Origin of the sequence: Flavobacterium sp. J27, assembly GCF_004303025.1 — a bacterium.
Taxonomy (GTDB): domain Bacteria; phylum Bacteroidota; class Bacteroidia; order Flavobacteriales; family Flavobacteriaceae; genus Flavobacterium.
Genome location: NZ_PJQW01000004.1, coordinates 278,789 through 296,653, shown reverse-complemented (window position 1 = coordinate 296,653; position 17,865 = coordinate 278,789). Strand labels below are relative to the sequence as shown.

20 protein-coding genes are annotated in these 17,865 nt (G+C 29.7%); 19 read left to right on the top strand and 1 reads right to left on the bottom strand.

Annotated elements, in window-relative coordinates; all coding sequences use genetic code 11:
• The first annotated feature begins 56 nt into the window (after positions 1-56).
• The 19 genes from CX675_RS07800 to CX675_RS07710 all read left to right on the top strand — a co-directional run bounded on the left by CX675_RS07800 (position 57) and on the right by CX675_RS07710 (position 17,361).
• Positions 57-1,757, top strand: a complete 1,701-nt coding sequence (locus CX675_RS07800) for a hypothetical protein (RefSeq protein WP_130734664.1) — start codon at positions 57-59, stop codon at positions 1,755-1,757.
• Positions 1,758-2,001: 244 nt separating this feature from the next.
• Positions 2,002-2,556 carry a DUF2199 domain-containing protein gene (locus CX675_RS07795; RefSeq protein WP_130734663.1) on the top strand — a complete coding sequence of 185 codons (555 nt, stop codon included), beginning with the start codon at positions 2,002-2,004 and terminating at the stop codon, positions 2,554-2,556.
• 13 nt (positions 2,557-2,569) lie between these two features.
• Positions 2,570-2,989, top strand: a complete 420-nt coding sequence (locus tag CX675_RS07790; protein WP_130734662.1) for a cytochrome c — start codon at positions 2,570-2,572, stop codon at positions 2,987-2,989.
• Between the two features lie 253 nt (positions 2,990-3,242).
• Positions 3,243-4,892: a DNA mismatch repair protein MutS gene (locus CX675_RS07785; protein WP_130734661.1), complete on the top strand. Its 1,650-nt coding sequence runs from the start codon at positions 3,243-3,245 to the stop codon at positions 4,890-4,892.
• A 118-nt stretch (positions 4,893-5,010) separates the two neighbouring features.
• Positions 5,011-5,988, top strand: a complete 978-nt coding sequence (locus CX675_RS07780; RefSeq protein ID WP_130734660.1) for a hypothetical protein — start codon at positions 5,011-5,013, stop codon at positions 5,986-5,988.
• A gap of 209 nt (positions 5,989-6,197) precedes the next feature.
• On the top strand, positions 6,198-6,611 hold the full coding sequence (locus tag CX675_RS07775; RefSeq protein ID WP_130734659.1) for a hypothetical protein: 414 nt from the start codon (positions 6,198-6,200) through the stop codon (positions 6,609-6,611).
• Between the two features lie 67 nt (positions 6,612-6,678).
• On the top strand, positions 6,679-7,236 hold the full coding sequence (locus tag CX675_RS07770) for an HD domain-containing protein (RefSeq protein ID WP_130734658.1): 558 nt from the start codon (positions 6,679-6,681) through the stop codon (positions 7,234-7,236).
• Between the two features lie 4 nt (positions 7,237-7,240).
• Positions 7,241-7,984, top strand: a complete 744-nt coding sequence (locus CX675_RS07765; RefSeq protein ID WP_130734657.1) for a DUF2625 domain-containing protein — start codon at positions 7,241-7,243, stop codon at positions 7,982-7,984.
• A gap of 40 nt (positions 7,985-8,024) precedes the next feature.
• Positions 8,025-8,807 carry a hypothetical protein gene (locus tag CX675_RS07760; protein ID WP_130734656.1) on the top strand — a complete coding sequence of 261 codons (783 nt, stop codon included), beginning with the start codon at positions 8,025-8,027 and terminating at the stop codon, positions 8,805-8,807.
• Between the two features lie 517 nt (positions 8,808-9,324).
• Positions 9,325-9,729 (top strand): VOC family protein, encoded by a 405-nt coding sequence (locus CX675_RS07755; RefSeq protein WP_130734655.1) that lies wholly within the window; start codon positions 9,325-9,327, stop codon positions 9,727-9,729.
• A gap of 140 nt (positions 9,730-9,869) precedes the next feature.
• Entirely contained in the window at positions 9,870-10,910 is a 1,041-nt protein-coding gene (locus CX675_RS07750) for an NAD(P)-dependent alcohol dehydrogenase (RefSeq protein ID WP_130734654.1), read from the top strand.
• Between the two features lie 49 nt (positions 10,911-10,959).
• A complete protein-coding gene (locus tag CX675_RS07745; RefSeq protein WP_130734653.1) occupies positions 10,960-11,865 on the top strand; it encodes an AraC family transcriptional regulator in 906 nt (301 codons plus the stop codon).
• Between the two features lie 173 nt (positions 11,866-12,038).
• Positions 12,039-13,289: a hypothetical protein gene (locus CX675_RS07740; protein WP_130734652.1), complete on the top strand. Its 1,251-nt coding sequence runs from the start codon at positions 12,039-12,041 to the stop codon at positions 13,287-13,289.
• Between the two features lie 26 nt (positions 13,290-13,315).
• Positions 13,316-14,236, top strand: coding sequence for a hypothetical protein (locus tag CX675_RS07735; RefSeq protein ID WP_130734651.1), 921 nt, complete (start codon positions 13,316-13,318; stop codon positions 14,234-14,236).
• 106 nt (positions 14,237-14,342) lie between these two features.
• Positions 14,343-15,410, top strand: coding sequence for a two-component regulator propeller domain-containing protein (locus tag CX675_RS07730; RefSeq protein WP_130734650.1), 1,068 nt, complete (start codon positions 14,343-14,345; stop codon positions 15,408-15,410).
• The gene (locus tag CX675_RS07725; protein WP_130734649.1) at positions 15,397-15,645 is read left to right on the top strand and encodes a hypothetical protein; all 249 of its coding nucleotides are present in this window, start codon (positions 15,397-15,399) and stop codon (positions 15,643-15,645) included. Before CX675_RS07730 ends, CX675_RS07725 begins: the two co-directional genes overlap by 14 nt.
• Positions 15,646-15,667: 22 nt before the next feature.
• Positions 15,668-15,964, top strand: coding sequence for a hypothetical protein (locus tag CX675_RS07720; protein WP_130734648.1), 297 nt, complete (start codon positions 15,668-15,670; stop codon positions 15,962-15,964).
• Positions 15,961-16,521: a Crp/Fnr family transcriptional regulator gene (locus CX675_RS07715; protein WP_130734647.1), complete on the top strand. Its 561-nt coding sequence runs from the start codon at positions 15,961-15,963 to the stop codon at positions 16,519-16,521. Before CX675_RS07720 ends, CX675_RS07715 begins: the two co-directional genes overlap by 4 nt.
• A gap of 78 nt (positions 16,522-16,599) precedes the next feature.
• Entirely contained in the window at positions 16,600-17,361 is a 762-nt protein-coding gene (locus tag CX675_RS07710) for an SDR family oxidoreductase (protein ID WP_130734646.1), read from the top strand.
• A gap of 78 nt (positions 17,362-17,439) precedes the next feature.
• On the opposite strand, the gene CX675_RS07705 is transcribed toward CX675_RS07710, so the two are convergent.
• Positions 17,440-17,823: a MazG nucleotide pyrophosphohydrolase domain-containing protein gene (locus CX675_RS07705; RefSeq protein ID WP_130734645.1), complete on the bottom strand. Its 384-nt coding sequence runs from the start codon at positions 17,821-17,823 to the stop codon at positions 17,440-17,442.
• Positions 17,824-17,865: the final 42 nt, after the last annotated feature.

Sequence of the window (17,865 nt, the reverse complement as noted above, 5' to 3'; positions counted from 1 at the left end):
GAATGTTTGGAGCTCATTAGCCAAACCACAAACTGTTAGCTTTAATCTACCAAAAAATGACAAAATTAATACGACGACTAAATTATTCAACTTATTTCAATCAAAATGATACTATAGAAGATTTATTAGCACCGTTAGGAAAAATGGACTTATTGAGAGCTGTAAGTTATTTAATAAACAGAAATGAATCGGAAAAGAATGCGACTGAAACAATTAGTAATTGGTTTAATGATTTAACTCTTAAAACTCAATTAATACAAAAAACCAAGGATAACACTTCTATTCTTAATATATTTAGCAGTCTGAATTTATTAACCTACATTATAGAAAAAACAGATTCAAATCCAGAAAAAATAATTAGTCCAAATGATTTTGAAATAAGATTATTTAAAGCATATCTTTTATTAAATTCTGAACAAGATAAAATTGAAGAAGCAGGACAAAGAAACTTACCGATTGATGGTTCTGAAGAGAAATTAAGTGCTTCTTTACTAACACTTATGTATCACGATTATGATTTGCAAAATTATTCTCTTCAAGAAATTTTTTTAGTTCAACTTATAAAATCAATAGATTTTTTTCAATTTATTGAAAAAAATAATAAATTGAAAAATCATCTTTCTTTATTTCTTACAAACTATAATTGCAAAACTTGGAATGAATGGATAACTAATTTGTTAAATTTAATTATACCTATTCTCTCTCATAATAATGAAACCTATTCGGAATTTAAATTGGATAGAGATGAAGAGTTTAATATAAATACAACTTTTTTAAGTTTATTTACAATTCCTGTTGAATACAATGAATATCCTGATTTTATAAATTTAAGAAGTAATCCGATTTTAAAAATTAATGATGAAACTTTCATTATTGTAAATAAGTTATTTTTGGTAGAAAGGATTTTTAAAAGTTTAATTTTTGAATTTAGTTTAAAAATCAATAAACAAGTTAAAGAAGAATATCAATTAAAAGATTTTAGAGGAACCTACTGTGATTATTTTTCTGAACAAACCCTGCTATATAATGCCTTGTCTAATTGCTTTCCTAAAAATAATAAATGGATAAAAATTAAAGGAGAAGATTTCAAAAAAAATAAATATTCATCAGAACCTGATTACTATGTAAGATTCAAAAATAAATTACTAATTTTTGAAAGTAAGGATGTTATCTTAAAAGGAAATGAAAAACATTCTAGAGATTTTTCTATTCTCTCAAAATCTTTAAAAGAGAAATTTTTGAAAATTGAAAAAAACAATATTGTTAGTAATAAAGCAATCTTACAAATAATTGAAAATATTAAAAGATTTTTCGATAAATACTATAATAAAATTGATACTAGTTATAATAAAGATTTTTTAAATTTTTATCCCATATTAGTGGTATACGATAGGCAATTTGACACTCCAGAATTAAACAGATTAATTAATATATGGTTTAAAAATGAACTTGATAAAGTCTTTAATAAAAATGAACAATCTAAAATAAATGATTTAGCAATTATTAATATTGATACTCTAATTTTGTATCAAGAACATTTTAAAAAAAGAGGCGAATATGGATTAGAAATTATGATTAATAAATATTTCGAATTTATAAAACCAAGACTATGTAAAAATCAAGAAGAGTTAGAACAAAGATATTTACAAAGTTCTATTTCTTTTTCCATTTTTATTGCTAGAAAATTCAACAAAACAAATTTCAAAAAACCAGCTTCATTCGTTAATGATTATATAAAAAAACTAAATCTAAAATAAAGTCTATAGCAATTAGTAGTTAAATGGGATTTTATATTTGGTTCAATTTATACATGTTTTTGTATTTGGGAAATGGTATAATATATAATGGAAATGCTAGCTTCTTTAATTCCAAACTTTTACTTTTGATTTCTAAATATAAAACAGAACTAAGAAAAAACCTTTTATGGATTATTCTAAATTCAATTCGGTTTTTATACATTAGCGTTATGATCCTACTGGCAATAACTCAAACTATTTAATAATGTTCTGGAAAAGAAAGAAAAACAAGCCCTCTGATTTTATCTGTGTTACATGTGGAAAAATACATGCCGATTGGCCTGCTTTGACATTTACATCACCCGCAAATTATGATTGCCTTTCTGAGAGAGACAAATCTGAATTGGGAAAGTTAGAAACTGACTTTTGTGAGATACGTTATGAAAACCAAAAGGATCGTTTTATAAGAGTGACGCTGCATCAAAAAATTAAGGATGCTTGTGAGCATTTGCATTATGGTTTATGGGTTTCTTTAAGTGATAAAAATTACTTTGATTATCAAGAGAATTTTGAAAATGAAAAACATGAAACGGGATATTTTGGATGGTTGTGTAACAATATTCCTGAGTATGAGAACACGCAGTTAATTCCTTGTGATGTGTATACGAAATCGGGAAATAGAAGGCCTGAAATTTTTCCTCATCACGATTTTGACCATCCATTTGTTCGCGATTTTTACAATGGGATTTCAAAAAAAGACGCGGAAAAAAGAATATTTGATATGATGAAAAGGAGTGAAAATAATTGTAGTAATTACTAAACATCATTTTAAAATGAAAAAACCGATTTATACTATCCTCTTGTGTTCTCTTTTGTTATTGACTTTTTCGATTGCTTTATCTGGTTATGCTCTCTTTTTCCAAATTAAAAATGAAAATCCGAAATGTGGAACCGTTACTGTAGTACCTTTTTGTGGGACTCAAACAAAACCCTATACGGAGAATGCTGCAAAAGGAGAGGCTATTTTTTATTCAAATTGTGCTGCCTGTCATCATTTGCATAAAGCTATTACTGGTCCTGCTTTGCACCAAGTTGATTCTCTTACGCTTACAAAATGGTTGCTGTCTAAAAATAATAAGATAGATAGTACCAAAATTGCTTCTTGGGGAATGGAATATCATACTATTTTTTGGTCTAATCGTCTCAATTCTAACGATGTTAGTTGTCTCGCTGCTTATTTAAATTATAAATAATTAATCGTGAGATTCAATTAGGTTAGCCTTTTCAACCACACTTTATTAAAAAAGGAAAAGACATGGTGGCAGAAACTTTTTACATTTGGTTCGTCTGCTTAATAGTTTCTACTCTTAACACACTAATTACGGATCTTTTTTATCTTAGACGAGTGCAAGAATTGCAGTACACGTATTATGAATACTATTAAATTCATGAAACAAATAGAACTCATGTTGTAACATTTGGTTGTTATTTTACACTAATTCTTTGATGATAAAATACATACTATTTCAAATACAATACTTGTTTTCTCAAGTAAAATTCAATCGAAAAAGAGAAGCTACAAAAAGATTAAAAGAATCTTTTGGAAAAATAAAAGAAGATTCCTTTGATTTTGAAAACATTAAGAGCTACTTCCGAAAAAAAGAGAACACAAAAGCCTATCAAATCTTATCTGACAAGACATGTAATGATTTGGATTTTGATGAATTGTTTATGCTTCTAGACCGAACGAATTCAAAAGTTGGTCAACAATACCTTTACAATCACCTTAGAACGATACAGCTAGATGAAGAACAAACGAAACAAAACGAAGCGTTACTAACTGAATTTTCAGAAAATGAGGCATTCCGGATTTCAATTCAAAAAAAGATTGAAAAGCTAAAAAATAAAGATTCGTACTACATCTCTACGCTATTTCAAGAAGCACATATTCGTCCGCCAAAATGGTTCTTTATGGTAAAACTATTGTCGTTTACTAGTATTCTATCCTTACTTCTTTGCTTTTTTAATACCGCTTTTTTTCTCTTATTATTAGGTGTTTTCTGTGTTAATATTGTTATTCATTATTGGAACAAAAACAATTTAGTAGCCTATGTGAGTTCGATTCCACAACTTTTAAAAATGAATGCTGTTGCTTCTCATTTATTTGTTTATCCCTTATTAAAAAAGATAAATCCTGATTTACCGCAATCGATGAAAGTCATAAATGAGGTTAAAAACAGAATGTTCTTTTTTCAACTCGAAGCAAAACTTCAAGGAGAATTTGAAACCATCGCATGGTTTTTCTTTGAAATTTTTAAAACTCTTTTTTTACTGGAGCCTTTATTATTATTTGGTGTTTTAAAAAGATTAGATACTAAAAGAGAAGCTATAGAAAATGTTTTTCGATTTGTAGGACATATAGACATGTTGGTATCAATAGCTTCATTAAGAAAAGGACTGGATACCTACTGTTTACCCAATATTAGTAACGACAATACAATTGTTGCCAACGAAATACGTCATCCCTTACTTTTTGATTGTATTCCAAATGATATCACTATCACAGATAAGTCGATTCTTCTTACAGGTTCAAATATGTCTGGTAAAACAACATTCATTAGAACAGTGGGACTAAATATCATAACGGGGTTAACCATTAATACTTGTTTTGCAAAATCGATGCGTTTTCCTTTATTGAAGCTTTTTTCGGCTATTAGAATAAGTGATGATTTAATGAACGATAAAAGTTATTATTTTCAAGAAGTGTTAACTATTAAACAAATGCTTGATGAGAGTGTTAACGGAACTAAAAACTTATTTTTATTAGACGAACTATTTAAAGGAACTAATACAGTAGAACGCATTGCCGCTGGAAAATCTGTTTTATCGGCTTTGGCAAAAAACAATAATACTATTTTGGTTTCCACCCATGATATTGAATTAACCGATTTGCTGGTTAACGAATATGAATTGTATCATTTTAGTGAAACAGTAGAAGATAAAACGGTAGGTTTTGATTATAAGCTTAAGGAAGGTAAATTAAAAAACCGAAATGCAATTAAAATACTTGAAATTAATGAGTATCCAAAAGAAGTGGTACATGAAGCAATCCAAATTTCAAAAGAATGGGACCAAATCTATTTAAAAAACAAATAAATTAGCAACCACCTACTCCATTAATTATTTTTTTAATCATAGGTATCGCTTATCTTTGGAAGACATTATAAACCCTCTAAGATTAATTTAAAGAACAGAAAATTTGAACACTAAGAATATGAAAATCAAAATAACTTCTTTTTTATGCTTACTATTATCTCCGTTTGCATTTTGTCAAACCACCTTTATTGTTGCCGATTTCTCGGAAGATTATATGGGTAAAGTACACATTGCCGATACTTCAGAAGTGTTTAGTCCGGGTTGGGTGGCTATTATTGATAAACAAACCAAAAAAGAACTGATTAAAATAGATTCAGAAGAATTAACTTTCGATCTTGATAATGGTCTAGTAGAAGCGAATATAAAAGAACTACCTTATGGGAAACAAAGTTCTATTTTGTATGAAGATTATAATTTTGATGGCGTTAAAGATTTTGCTATTATGGACGGACAAAATAGTTGTTATCACGGACCTTCCTTCCAAATTTATTTAGCAACTGATAACGGATTTCTATTTAGTCCAGATTTTACACAACTTTCGCAGGAGTATTGTGGCATGTTTGCTATTGATCCTGCTACAAAAACAATTAGTACTATGACTAAAAGCGGTTGTTGTTGGCATCAGTTTTCTGAGTTTAAAGTAGCAAACAATGTTCCTTATCCTGTAAAAATAGTAGAAGAAGGTATGAGTGCTTCTGGAATGACTTGGGATTATATTGAGGAAAATTGGGTTGATGGAAAAATGGTTAAGTCTGAGTATCAAACTCTGGCTTTTGAAATCGAGGCAGATGATTTGATATTGGCTTTTGAATTTAAAAATAAAAAGAAAATGCAACTTTTTACAACAGAAGAACTCTTGTTTTATGTTTTTACAGACTCTGAAAAGGCTATAGAGTTATTTTATGAAGGCACTTTTAAGTATTCCAAAACTGAAAATAGTATTACTTTTTTTAACCATAATACAGAGTATGTTATTTATGATGATAAAATAATTGTAAAAACACCAAGCAAAACATTTGAAATGAAATCGGTAAGTAATACGAAAATAGGGTCATTATCAAAATTAAAAAAAATGTCACTTGAAAATGTGCATTAAAATATAGGTTCCAACCAACTGCTAAGTCTATCTTGTTTAGAACAATTAGGTTATTTCTAAAATAAATAACCTTGAAACAAAAAAGCTTTTAAATTGGTATTGAAATTTTATGCATAAGTAAATTTGCTGTATAAGATTGATTAACTCACAAAAAAATATATTATTTATTATTAAACCATACAAATAGATACCAAAAGAAAGAAAAAATAATGAATAGTTTTATTTTGAAAATAATGATTTGGTTCGTTTTCTTATTTAGTAAAGAAAAACTACCTACAAAATCTAAAATTAGTAATCCGAAAATGAGGTATGAAATTATGTCTGGAGCTTTTATTTGGGAAGATGAAGGATTATGGGAACTTAGAAATAGTAAATTAATACAGGCATTTAGATATGTTATTAATCATAGGATGAAGCTACTTGTGGGACCAGAAAATGACGTTGGATGTTTTCGCTCTTTAGATTTTGATAAACAAATTTATAAAATTGCGAAACGATTTTATCCCAATTGGATTGGCTTTGAAGAATCTAGATGCTCATTTAATCCTGAAATAGCCGATAAGATTATGAGAATTAAAAAAGTTGCTAAAGTAAAAATGGAAAGATTTTTTAATGAACATTAAAAGACTTTTTAATCTATTGCCTGTTATTAAAATAGTAATAAAACAGTAGCACCTCAACATAATAAATATGATAGAATTACAAACCCAATATCAAAAAGCGATGCGGTTTGCCGCTCAAAAACATGCAGACATAAACCAATTAGTTCCTGGTACAAACTTACCTTATGTGGTTCATTTGAGTAATGTGGCTATGGAAATTTTAATTACCGCTCAAAAGACAGCACATTTTGATTCTATATTTGCAGTTCAAGTGGCTTTACTTCATGATGTGTTAGAAGATACTGCAACAACATTTGATGAAATTGTTACAGAATTTGGAAAAGAAATAGCTGATGGCGTTTTAGCATTGACCAAAAACAAAACTATTCCAAAGGAAGAACAAATGGAAGATAGCCTCAATCGAATTAAAACATTACCAAAAGAAGTTTGGGCAGTGAAACTAGCAGACAGAATTACAAATTTACAAGTTCCTCCTAAACATTGGAGTCTTGAAAAAATTACAAACTATCAGAAACAAGCGGTTTTTATTCATGATTCTTTAAAAAGTGGCAATGCCTATTTGGAACACAGACTTTGGGAAAAAACAATAGCTTATTTAAAATATTGTACAAACGCTTCAGAATAAATTCATGAAAAGAATAATTGTACTACTATTAATTTTAATTATACAAAGCGTAATGGCACAACAAAATATGAAACCTGTATCTGAGTTACTAAACCTTACTGATTCAGGTTGGCCAATAGTTGAAGATTGGATTAACACAGCCAAAAATAAAGTTGAAATTCTAAATTTAGATTCAAATTCAGATAAGGATGCTTTATATCATACTCAAGTAACAACGCGTTCCCCTATGGGAGCTATAGTTTACAATTCTGGAGGATTAATTATAGACGATGGCTGGATTAGAATACTAGGTGCTGGAAATTCAAAATTAAATCGCTCTATCTCAAATTGGAATAAAGGTAAATCATTCTTAGAATATGGAGAACAGCCTTCTTTTCTTTTAATTGCAGATGATGCTATTGGTGGATTTTTTATTTTAAATGGCGGTGCCTTAGGAAACGACTTAGGGTATATTTATTATTTGGCTCCCGATAGTTTAGAGTATGAACCTTTAGAAATTACCTATTCAGAGTTTATTTTATTTTGTCTTAATAATGATTTAGACACATTTTACCAAGGATTTCGATGGAAAAATTGGAAAAATGAAGTTAAAAATCTAGGTTATGACAACATCTTTAGTTTTTTCCCTTATTTATGGACCCAAGAAGGAAAAGCAATTGAGAAAAGCACTAAAACAATACTTTTAATAGAAGAGCACTACTTATTGACTTTAGATTTGATTAAACAATTGAATAAAACAAACAAGTAATGCTATTTTTTGAAAGATTACTCAACATAAAAGTATACCAATGGAATTAGCTAAAGGAATCATTATACCAATTATTGCCGATTTTGTTTTAAGTCCAGACGTTTTATATAGTGATGCATTAACTGGCATTTATTTTCAAACTGAAGATGCGCAATACGGACGCATAACATTTGAAAAATTAGACGCCTTACAAATCTGTAGAGGTGAAATTTTGCCATATGCTGATAATTGGGAAACTGGACAAGAATATCCTTGGGTGTATCAAATTGAAAATTCAAAATGGCTAAAAGAACGTTTTAACTATGAACAAAAAAACTATGGTAATTCTTATGAATTTAATGGTAATGTAAATGAAATGCTAACCGATTTTTCTCATTATATTTTTAAATTTCATGATCAGTATGTAAGCGCTCTTGCAAAAGGATTTTGGTACGAAAAAGATAAAACAAGTCTATTTAAAAGAGAGTTTCAAATAGGACATCCTTTTTTAAACTTACCAAAAGAACCAATAGAAAGGTTTGTTTCGCACAATTTAACTTGCCAAGTACGAGTCAACCCAAAACCACAAGAACAGCTTATTTCTGATGCTAAATATTGCTCGCAAAAGTTGATTGAATTTGCATTAGAATTAGACGGAAGAGCATCAGTAAACCACACGTTAATTTTATTTTATAGAAATGGAAAACTGATTAGTAGTTTAAAAGGCTATTTTGGAGAAGAAATTGCAACATTTGATGGCATAGCAACATTGGAAGAAGCTAAACCATACCTAGAAAAATATATTGGAGAAGTCTATAACAGAAGAAAAGTAAAAGTAAAATAAATCTTCAAGAGCTTTTACTGGTTTTGATACTCAATAAAAAAAGTAAGGTTTGAAAGCAAAAGAAAATTTTATTTAATAAGGATATCTTCTAGGAAGGAGAAATAAATGTTATCTGTCCAAAATGTTTGGGAAAGGCAACATACTATGTTCAAAAAGTAATTAGAAATAGAAAATTGATCCAAATATTGAAAAAAAATTATTTGTAGCTTATATGGTATAAATAAAAAAATCTCTTTTTCACCTAAAGATTATTACTATTCAATTCCTGTGGGTAATAATTATCTTTATACTCAAACATTAGATAGTTTAAAAATGTTACTCTTCTATTATAAAGAAATTAAAAAGGTGTAAGGTTGATCCTGAGCAAGATTTTTCAAAAAAAATTATAAACATAGGCTAGAAATTGTAAAAAATAGAAAAAAGAATAGAATAAGAAGAAAAACAATACTTATACCTGACATACCGTTGTCACACTTCAATTTTACTTTTGTTTTATTATTAATTTAAAACAAAAGAAATGAGTACGTCAAATTTAGTATCCTTACGAATAATTACTGCCGACATGAAGCGCTTAGTCTCTTTTTTTGAAGAGATTACCGCAACAAAAGCAAACTGGGCAACAGAAGATTTTGCAGAAGTAAAATTAAAATCATTTACTCTGGCTATTGGCAGTTTACGAACATTAGCCTTTTTTGGAGAAGGTGTTGCTCAAGCGGCTACTAACAAAAGTTTGATTATAGAATTTCTTGTTGATAACGTAGATAAAGAATTTGAGAGAATTCAACAGCTAACTACCGAAATTGTTCAGCAACCTACCACTATGCCTTGGGGAAATCGTTCGTTATTGTTCCGTGATCCCGATGGAAATCTAATCAACTTTTTTACGCCTGTAAGTAAAGAAGCGCAAAAGAAATTTGCCTAAATTGTATTCCGAATCCTGCTAGATTAACCCCATCCAGATGCAATCTCTATTTTTTTTGGAAAAGAGAATCCGAGATTTGGAAAAATTTATTACCTCTTTCTTACTGAAATTTGTATCATAAACAATTTAAAATAAAAATTATGATTCCAGTAAAAGGATATGCAGCACAAAACGTAAATGAAAAACTAGCACCTTGGGATTTCGAAAGAAGGGAAGTTGGTAATCACGACGTACAAATTGAAATTTTATATTGTGGCGTTTGCCATACTGATATTCACAATCTTAAAAATGAATGGTTTCCTGGGATTTTCCCAATGGTACCTGGACATGAAATTGTTGGAAGAATTGTACAAATAGGTAACCATGCTAAAAAATTTAAGTTAGGCGATTGGGCTGGCGTTGGGACTTATATAGATTCTTGTAGAACCTGTGAAGAATGCAACAATGGACATGAAGTTTTTTGTACTGAAGGAGTACAAACTTATAACCACAAGGACAGAGAAGGCCAACCTACTTATGGTGGTTATTCCAATACTATTGTGGTAAATGAAGATTTTGTTTTTCATATTTCAGAAAAATTAGATTTACCTGCTGTTGCCCCATTACTTTGCGCAGGCGTTACAACATATTCACCATTGCGAAGATGGAAAGTGGGAAAAGGACATCGATTAGGAGTTATTGGTTTAGGAGGTTTAGGACATATGGCTGTTAAATTTGGTGTTGCATTAGGCGCTGAAGTAACTGTTTTTAGTACTTCACCAAACAAAGAAGAAGATGCAAAAAAATTAGGAGCACATCATTTTGTGGTTTCGAAAGAGGAAGCCCAAATGAAATCTGTTTTCCATTCTTTCGATTTTATCATAGATACGGTTTCCGCAAATCACGATATTAATCCTTATATTGGTATTTTAAGAACTAACGGAGTATATATTAATGTTGGGCTACCATCAAAACCTTGGGAAATTTCGTCCTTTTCAGTTGTTGTGGGTAATAAAGTGATTACTGGCTCTGGTCATGGTGGTTTAACCGAAGTTCAAGAAATGCTCGATTTTTGTGCGGAACATCAAATTGTTTCTGATATTGAGTTGATTGATATTAAAAACATCAATGAAGCGTTTGACCGATTAGAAAAAGGTGATGTTCGTTATCGTTTTGTAATTGACATGGCAACATTAAATTAAAAATCTGAAGAGAAGAGTTTTTACTTTTCTCTTTTCTAATTTTGTAATCATGAAAAAAGAGAATGATCCTATAAAAATAAAATCTATTTCTGATATGAATCTGATTTTGGGTTTACCCAAACCTAAACATCCTTTAATTACTGTTTTCCGGTTTGAAAATGCGCCCAAATATATCGGCAGTATGATAATTGGATTGTATTGTATTGCAATAAAAAAAGGAGTTGGAAAATTTAAATATGGGCAACGATATTACGACTACGATTCGGGAATTATGTCTTTTTTTTCACCAAATCAAGTTTTAACACATGAAGCAGGCGAAACCGATACCATTGATTGTGGTATAGCGCTCAATTTTCATCCTGATTTTTTGTCTGGTTATCCTTTAGCTAAAACTATCACAAAGTATGGTTTCTTTACCTATGAATTAAATGAAGCTTTGCACCTTTCAGAAGATGAAGAAAAGGTTATTGAACACATTTTACAAAATATTGAGCGTGAATATAAATCTAATATCGATCAATTTAGTCAGGATGTAATTATTGCCCAAATCGAATTACTTTTACAGTATAGTAACCGTTTTTATAATCGTCAATTTATCACACGAAAACCTGCCAATGACGATATTTTAATTCGTTTGGAGCATTTACTAACCGATTACTTTACTAATGAAGACCTCTCTGTTTTAGGAGTTCCTACAGTACAATTTGTTGCCCAACAATTACATGTTTCTTCAAATTATTTAAGTGATATGTTACGAAGCATTACGGGTCAAACAACACAACAACATATACATAATAAACTTATAGACAAAGCCAAAGAATTACTTAGTACTACAAATTTATCAGTCAGTGAAATTGCTTATCAATTAGGATTTGATTATCCTTCTTCCTTAACTAAATTATTCAAAAAGAAAACCGATATTTCTCCTTTGGAATTTAGACAATCATTTAATTGAAATGAAAAAATATTAATTTGTAAATCTAACCTACTTCTCTCCTCCTATATCGTGTAAAACCTAATAGACAATGTATTTCATTTCTCAAATTAAGGATTTACTTTTGTTTAAATACAAACAATGGTTTATATTTGAACTGTAGTCTGTGCCATGAATTACACGTTTAAAAAAACATGAAGAAAATACTTACCACCCTATTCACTCTAACCCTATTTATATTATTTGGACAATCTAAAAGCGACTATTTACAAAATCATCGTTTTGACTTACATGCAACGGAATTTGACTTTCCTGAAAAGAATTTCAAAATAGTAGGTTTTGGAGCCTATCACGGAAGTTCAAAAACCGAAAAAACAGAATATTTACTGCTAAAATCCTTAACAAGAAAAGGAATTATAAAATATTATTTGCCAGAAACAGATTTTAGTATTGCTCATTTTTTTAATCTCTATTTAAAAAAAGGAGATACATTGCTATTGAAAGATTTAGTAAAACATTACGGCATGCGAGTTCCGCAAGAAAAAAGCATTGAAACCTACCAAAAATGGAAAAACATTAAAAAACTAAACGATAATTTACCCAAAAACAAAAGATTTGCCGTTGTGGGCATTGATAAAATAGTGACCTATAAGTACACATCCAAGCATCTTTTAGAAAGTATTCAGTTTAAGGAAAACCAAGAAAAATCATTGCTAGACATTGTAGCAATGGTTCAAATAGACACCACAGACTTTTCTCCTGATTATGACAGTTATTCAAAAAGAATATTGAAAAGTTTTGTTTCTGATTATAAAAAAGATCCTTCAAAATTTGAAAATGATATCCATGATAAGTTTACTTTTGACCACATTATAACCAATCTAGAATTATCTTTTGATCCCTCTTCATATAGAGAAAAAATCATTTTTAACAATTACAACCATTTGGCTTCCTTCTACAAATTTAATAATAACCCTCAATTTTTAAGATTTGGTTTTGGTCATTTAGAAAAAAATCGGGAAGGTAATAATGTCTCCTTTTTTACGATGCTTATTGAAAATAAAATTTATAAAAAAGAACAAGTTCTTTCGGTTATTGGTTATTTAACTGAAAGTCGTGTACTCTGGGATTGTATTTACGATGACGACGGACATTATAAATCTTACACTACCGAAGGTGGGTTTGGAATTGGTGACTATGAAAAAGAATATTTTCGAGGAATAGATCATTTGAAAAAAAACAAAATATCCGATATTACACTATTCAAATTGAATGATAAAAACACCCCATTTAATGATGGTAATCCCGATTTAATTGAAATTATAATGACAGACGAAAAATCAAATGGAGATTTAGTGAAAGGAAAATCCACTACTGATTTTTTAGATTATTCGGTTTTGATTTCAAATTCTAAAGCCAATACACCTATTGAAGAAATGAAATGAGAAAGGGGTTTCAATAATAATACCAAATGAGAACATTACTATTCATTATAATCCATATACTAGTTTTTAGCTGTGCTGAGAAAACTAATTCTAATTTTTCTACCTATCAGCCAAAAATTAGTTCACCCAAAGATACTATAGAAAATAATATAAAACCAGATACACTTTTAGCTATTCTACAAGAAAATAGTCATTATATCGGCTATATAAAACCGTTTTATTTTTCTAATGAGCAGGAAGTTTATATTGAACTTTATTTTCTCAAAGACACTCTTAGCGTTGATGAATACGCAAAAATTGAAAAACTAGCAGATTCATTAATTTATGAAGATGATGATAATAGCAGACTAGGTTTCCCCAAAAAACTATCAAATTCTTATTTTGATCTTAGAGGACTTTCTAATCTTAAAGTATACGATGACAACCACCATTTTGTATGTAATGCAAATTTTATTCGAGTAGAGTATTTAAATCAAAATATTTCGCCTTGCTTTATTGCTGTTTATAAAACAGAAAAGAAAATAGATTCTGATCATTATTATTGCATCAGTAACATCAATACTACTTTTGAAAAGCTAAATTATGCTATTTTTAAAGATTCAGTCTTCACTCAAAAAATACGACAAGAACTTAGTTTAACTTTGCCTTATAATGCTTTTAATGAAGAAGGCACACACATTCGATTAAATAATAATACTACACTATCTATCGTAAATTCGAGTGATTATGCCTATATTGTCTTAAAGAAAGAGGGTACTTTTAAGGTACTTTACAAAAGTAAAGAAACAGAGAATATAACTGGTTTAACTATTTTACCTCTATCAAAAAATGAACTTCCTTATATCTTAGTTCGATGTATTGCACCAGAAAGCGATTTCATGTGGGAAGGATTGCTGTACTATGATGATAACAAATATACTTATGCCAACCGACAAAGAATGAAATAATTTGCTTAACTTGTATTCTTAATCTTCTTTATATTTGAATAGACTGGTGTAATTTCCTAGCACAGTTTTGCTAACCAAAAGATTACTATCTACTAAAAAAAAATAGATGAAAAAAATCTTCTTATTTGTACTCTTCCTCACTTTTCTTTTACAATCTTGTAACGGACAACATAAGAACGAAGCATTATCCAAAGAAATCTCAACAGAACCTACTCAAAAAGAAAATGGAATTACTCCAAATACTTCACCTTCCTTCTCTTTTATGGATAATAGTCCCATTAGCCAAGTAGTACGAACCCTTTTTCAAGATAGTCGAGGCAACCTTTGGTTTGGTACCGAAAATGGCGCTTTTTTATTGCGTAATAATGTTTTATTATCTATTACAGATATACAAAGTCGGTCTGGAAAAGGAGTAACCATTAAAGCAATTACAGAAACTAAAGATGGGACAATTTGGTTAGGGCATACAAATGGAATTAGTAGTGTAAAAGGAGAAACGGTAACTAATTATTATGAGTCGGATGGTTTACTAAGCAATGATGTTTGGTGTATTACCGCTGATCGTGAGGGCAAAATATGGATAGGCACAATTGCTGGTATATGTGTATTTGATGGAAAAAAATTTACCAATTTTGAATTACCCGAAGGAATAAAAGACACTACAGTAGGAATTTCTAGTACTAAAATGATTCACAAAATTATAGAAGATTATGAAGGTAAAATATGGATTGCCTCCAATGCTGGTCTTTTTTCTTATGCTAACAATCAATTCGTTCATGAATCTAAAAGATTAGGTATAACAACGCCTTTTGTTAATACACTTTTTGAAGATAGCAAGAAGAATTTATGGGTTTCAACCAAAGTAGGGTTATACTGTTTAAAAGAAGGCGTTGCCAAGTTAATTACTCATGAAAAAATTGAAATAAGAAAAGGTATAGGAAGTATAGCTGAAGACAAAGATGGATTGATTTGGATTGTCGTAAACCAACATTTTTTATATACTTATGATGGAAACGAACTAAAAGAATTTCAGCAAAAAGTAGAGCAGAAAAGACCAGTTCCTTTTGAAATTTACAAAGACCAAAAAGAAAGATTATGGTTGGTAGGATTTGGTGGTGCTTCTCGATTAGAAAATGGAGAATTTATTGATGTTACTAAAAATGGTCCTTGGTAAAAAACAACAATACAAAAAGAGTGCTTTAACCGATACATTTCATATTAAAGAATTATCCCAATCTGAAATTTTAAGAAACGATTCCATCATCAATACCATTACTTCTGAAAAAATTGCGGTTACCTTAATTAATGATTCGCTTTTTACGAATTATAGTTACAAAGACACTCTTTTTCATATAAATGAAAATCATATTTTAAGAAAAATGAATAGGGTATTATTTCTTAAATACTGAAACAAATGATAATACCTAGGCAGTGCAAAAACTATTCTTACAAAAAGGCCAGTTATATATCAATACCATCATTTCTGAAAGTGAAATAACACTATTGGAAACGTTAACCGAAAGTAAAAAAGATACTGTAAAACCATTTGTATTAAAACCAACCAAAAAGCAATTCAAAGAATTTGTAAAAAGAAATGGTTTTACTGAAGGAGACAGATGTGTATTTAAGAAAATAAACTTTATCTTTTACCAAAAAGAAGCCTGTAACGTTATTTTTTACCAAATGGTAAATGGCAACTCATACCAATTGTTAATTTTGCAAGAATGAAAGAATTAATAACTTATTTATTGCAGTTTGGAAATCTCAATCCACAACAAATTGAACTCATTTCAAGCAAGACAACGGAAATACAACTTCGTAAAGAAGAGTATCTCATAGAAGCAGGCAATGCCTTTAATGAGGTAGTTTACATTATTGAAGGTATTTTTCGTATTTATTATTACAACAAAAAGGGAGATGAAATTACGAAATATTTTATTGATGAAAATCATTTGTTTGCCAATCCTTATAAAAGCGAACCACTAACCGAATACATTCAAGCAATTACTGATTGCAAATTGCTTGTTTTTTCTCAAAAAGATTGGAACGAACTGTCAAATACCATTATAGGTTGGGACAAAATTGCGAATAAGATTTTTCAGAAAGGTTTAACCGAAAAATTAGACAGAAGGAGTTCGTTAGTTTCAGAAGATGCCACTACTCGTTATCTTACCTTTTTAGAGAAATTCCCAACTCTGGCAAATCGAGTGCCTCTTTCTCACATAGCTTCTTATTTAGGAATTACACAACAATCGTTAAGTAGAATACGAAAAAATATTCGATAAAATTGCTTTTTACCAAATGGTAAACTTTTTCATTTTTGGTTGATGCAACTTTGCAGTATCAATTTAAAATTATAAAAAATGAAAACAGCATTTATAACTGGAGCCAATAAAAGTATTGGTTTCGAAACAGCAAGACAGTTACTACAACTGGGGTATTATGTATATCTTGGAAGCAGAAATTTAGAAAACGGGCAACAAGCAGTAGCACAATTGCATGCAGAAGGATTAACTAATGTAACCCCTATTGCTATAGATGTAACAAATTATAATTCGGTACAAAACGCTCGAATGGCTATAGGGAAAAAAACAGCTGTTTTAGACGTGCTTATAAATAATGCAGGTATTAGCGGAGCTAAGTTTGATGTTGATGGAAATTTTATTCCTCAAACTGCCACAGATACTAGTGTAGCAGTATTTAAAGAAGTGTATGAAACCAATGTTTATGGTGTAATTAGAGTTACTCAAGCCTTCTTAGATCTTTTACAAAAGGCATCACAACCCCGAATTGTGATGGTTAGTTCCAGTCAAGGGTCTATTGCGCTACATAGTGATCCAACATATAAATATTACCACTTTAAAGGAGCCGTTTATTTATCTTCAAAATCGGCATTAAATATGTATACGGTTAATTTAGCTTATGAATTGCGTGATACTCATTTTAAAATAAATGCTGTAAGTCCTGGATTTACTAAAACAGATTTCAATAATCATCATGGCACAGGTACAGTAGAAGATGCTGGGAAACGCATTGTTAAATATGCAATTATAGATGATAAAGGGCCTACAGGTAAGTTTTTCTGTGAAGAGACCAATCCAGAAACGGGAGAAATTCCTTGGTAATAGAATGAAAATTTCAATACGTTTTAAAATGTAAAAAGCGGTTTCCAATGGAAACCGCTTTTTTATGTTTAAAAGGTTTTATTTTAAAATAGGCTCAAAATTAGGTTTAAAATAATTAGGTCCTTTCATTACTTTACCATCTTCACGATAAATTGGTTTGCCATCTTCCCCTAACTTACTCATATTGCTTCTTTGAATTTCATCAAAAACTTCTTCTATTTTATGTTGTAAGCCATGTTCTAAAATAGTTCCACATAAAATATACAACATATCTCCTAAAGCATCGGCTATTTCAACCATATCGTTATTTTGAACCGCTTCTAAATACTCTTCGTTTTCTTCTTTCATTAATTCAAATCGCAGTTGGTTTTTTTGTTCACCTAAATCTGCTTTCAATTCATTACTTACACCTAGACCGTATGTTTTATGAAATAAGGCTACTGCTTCTAATTGTTTTTTCATTATTCATGTATTTTATTCCTGTAAATGTATTCAAATGCCTAT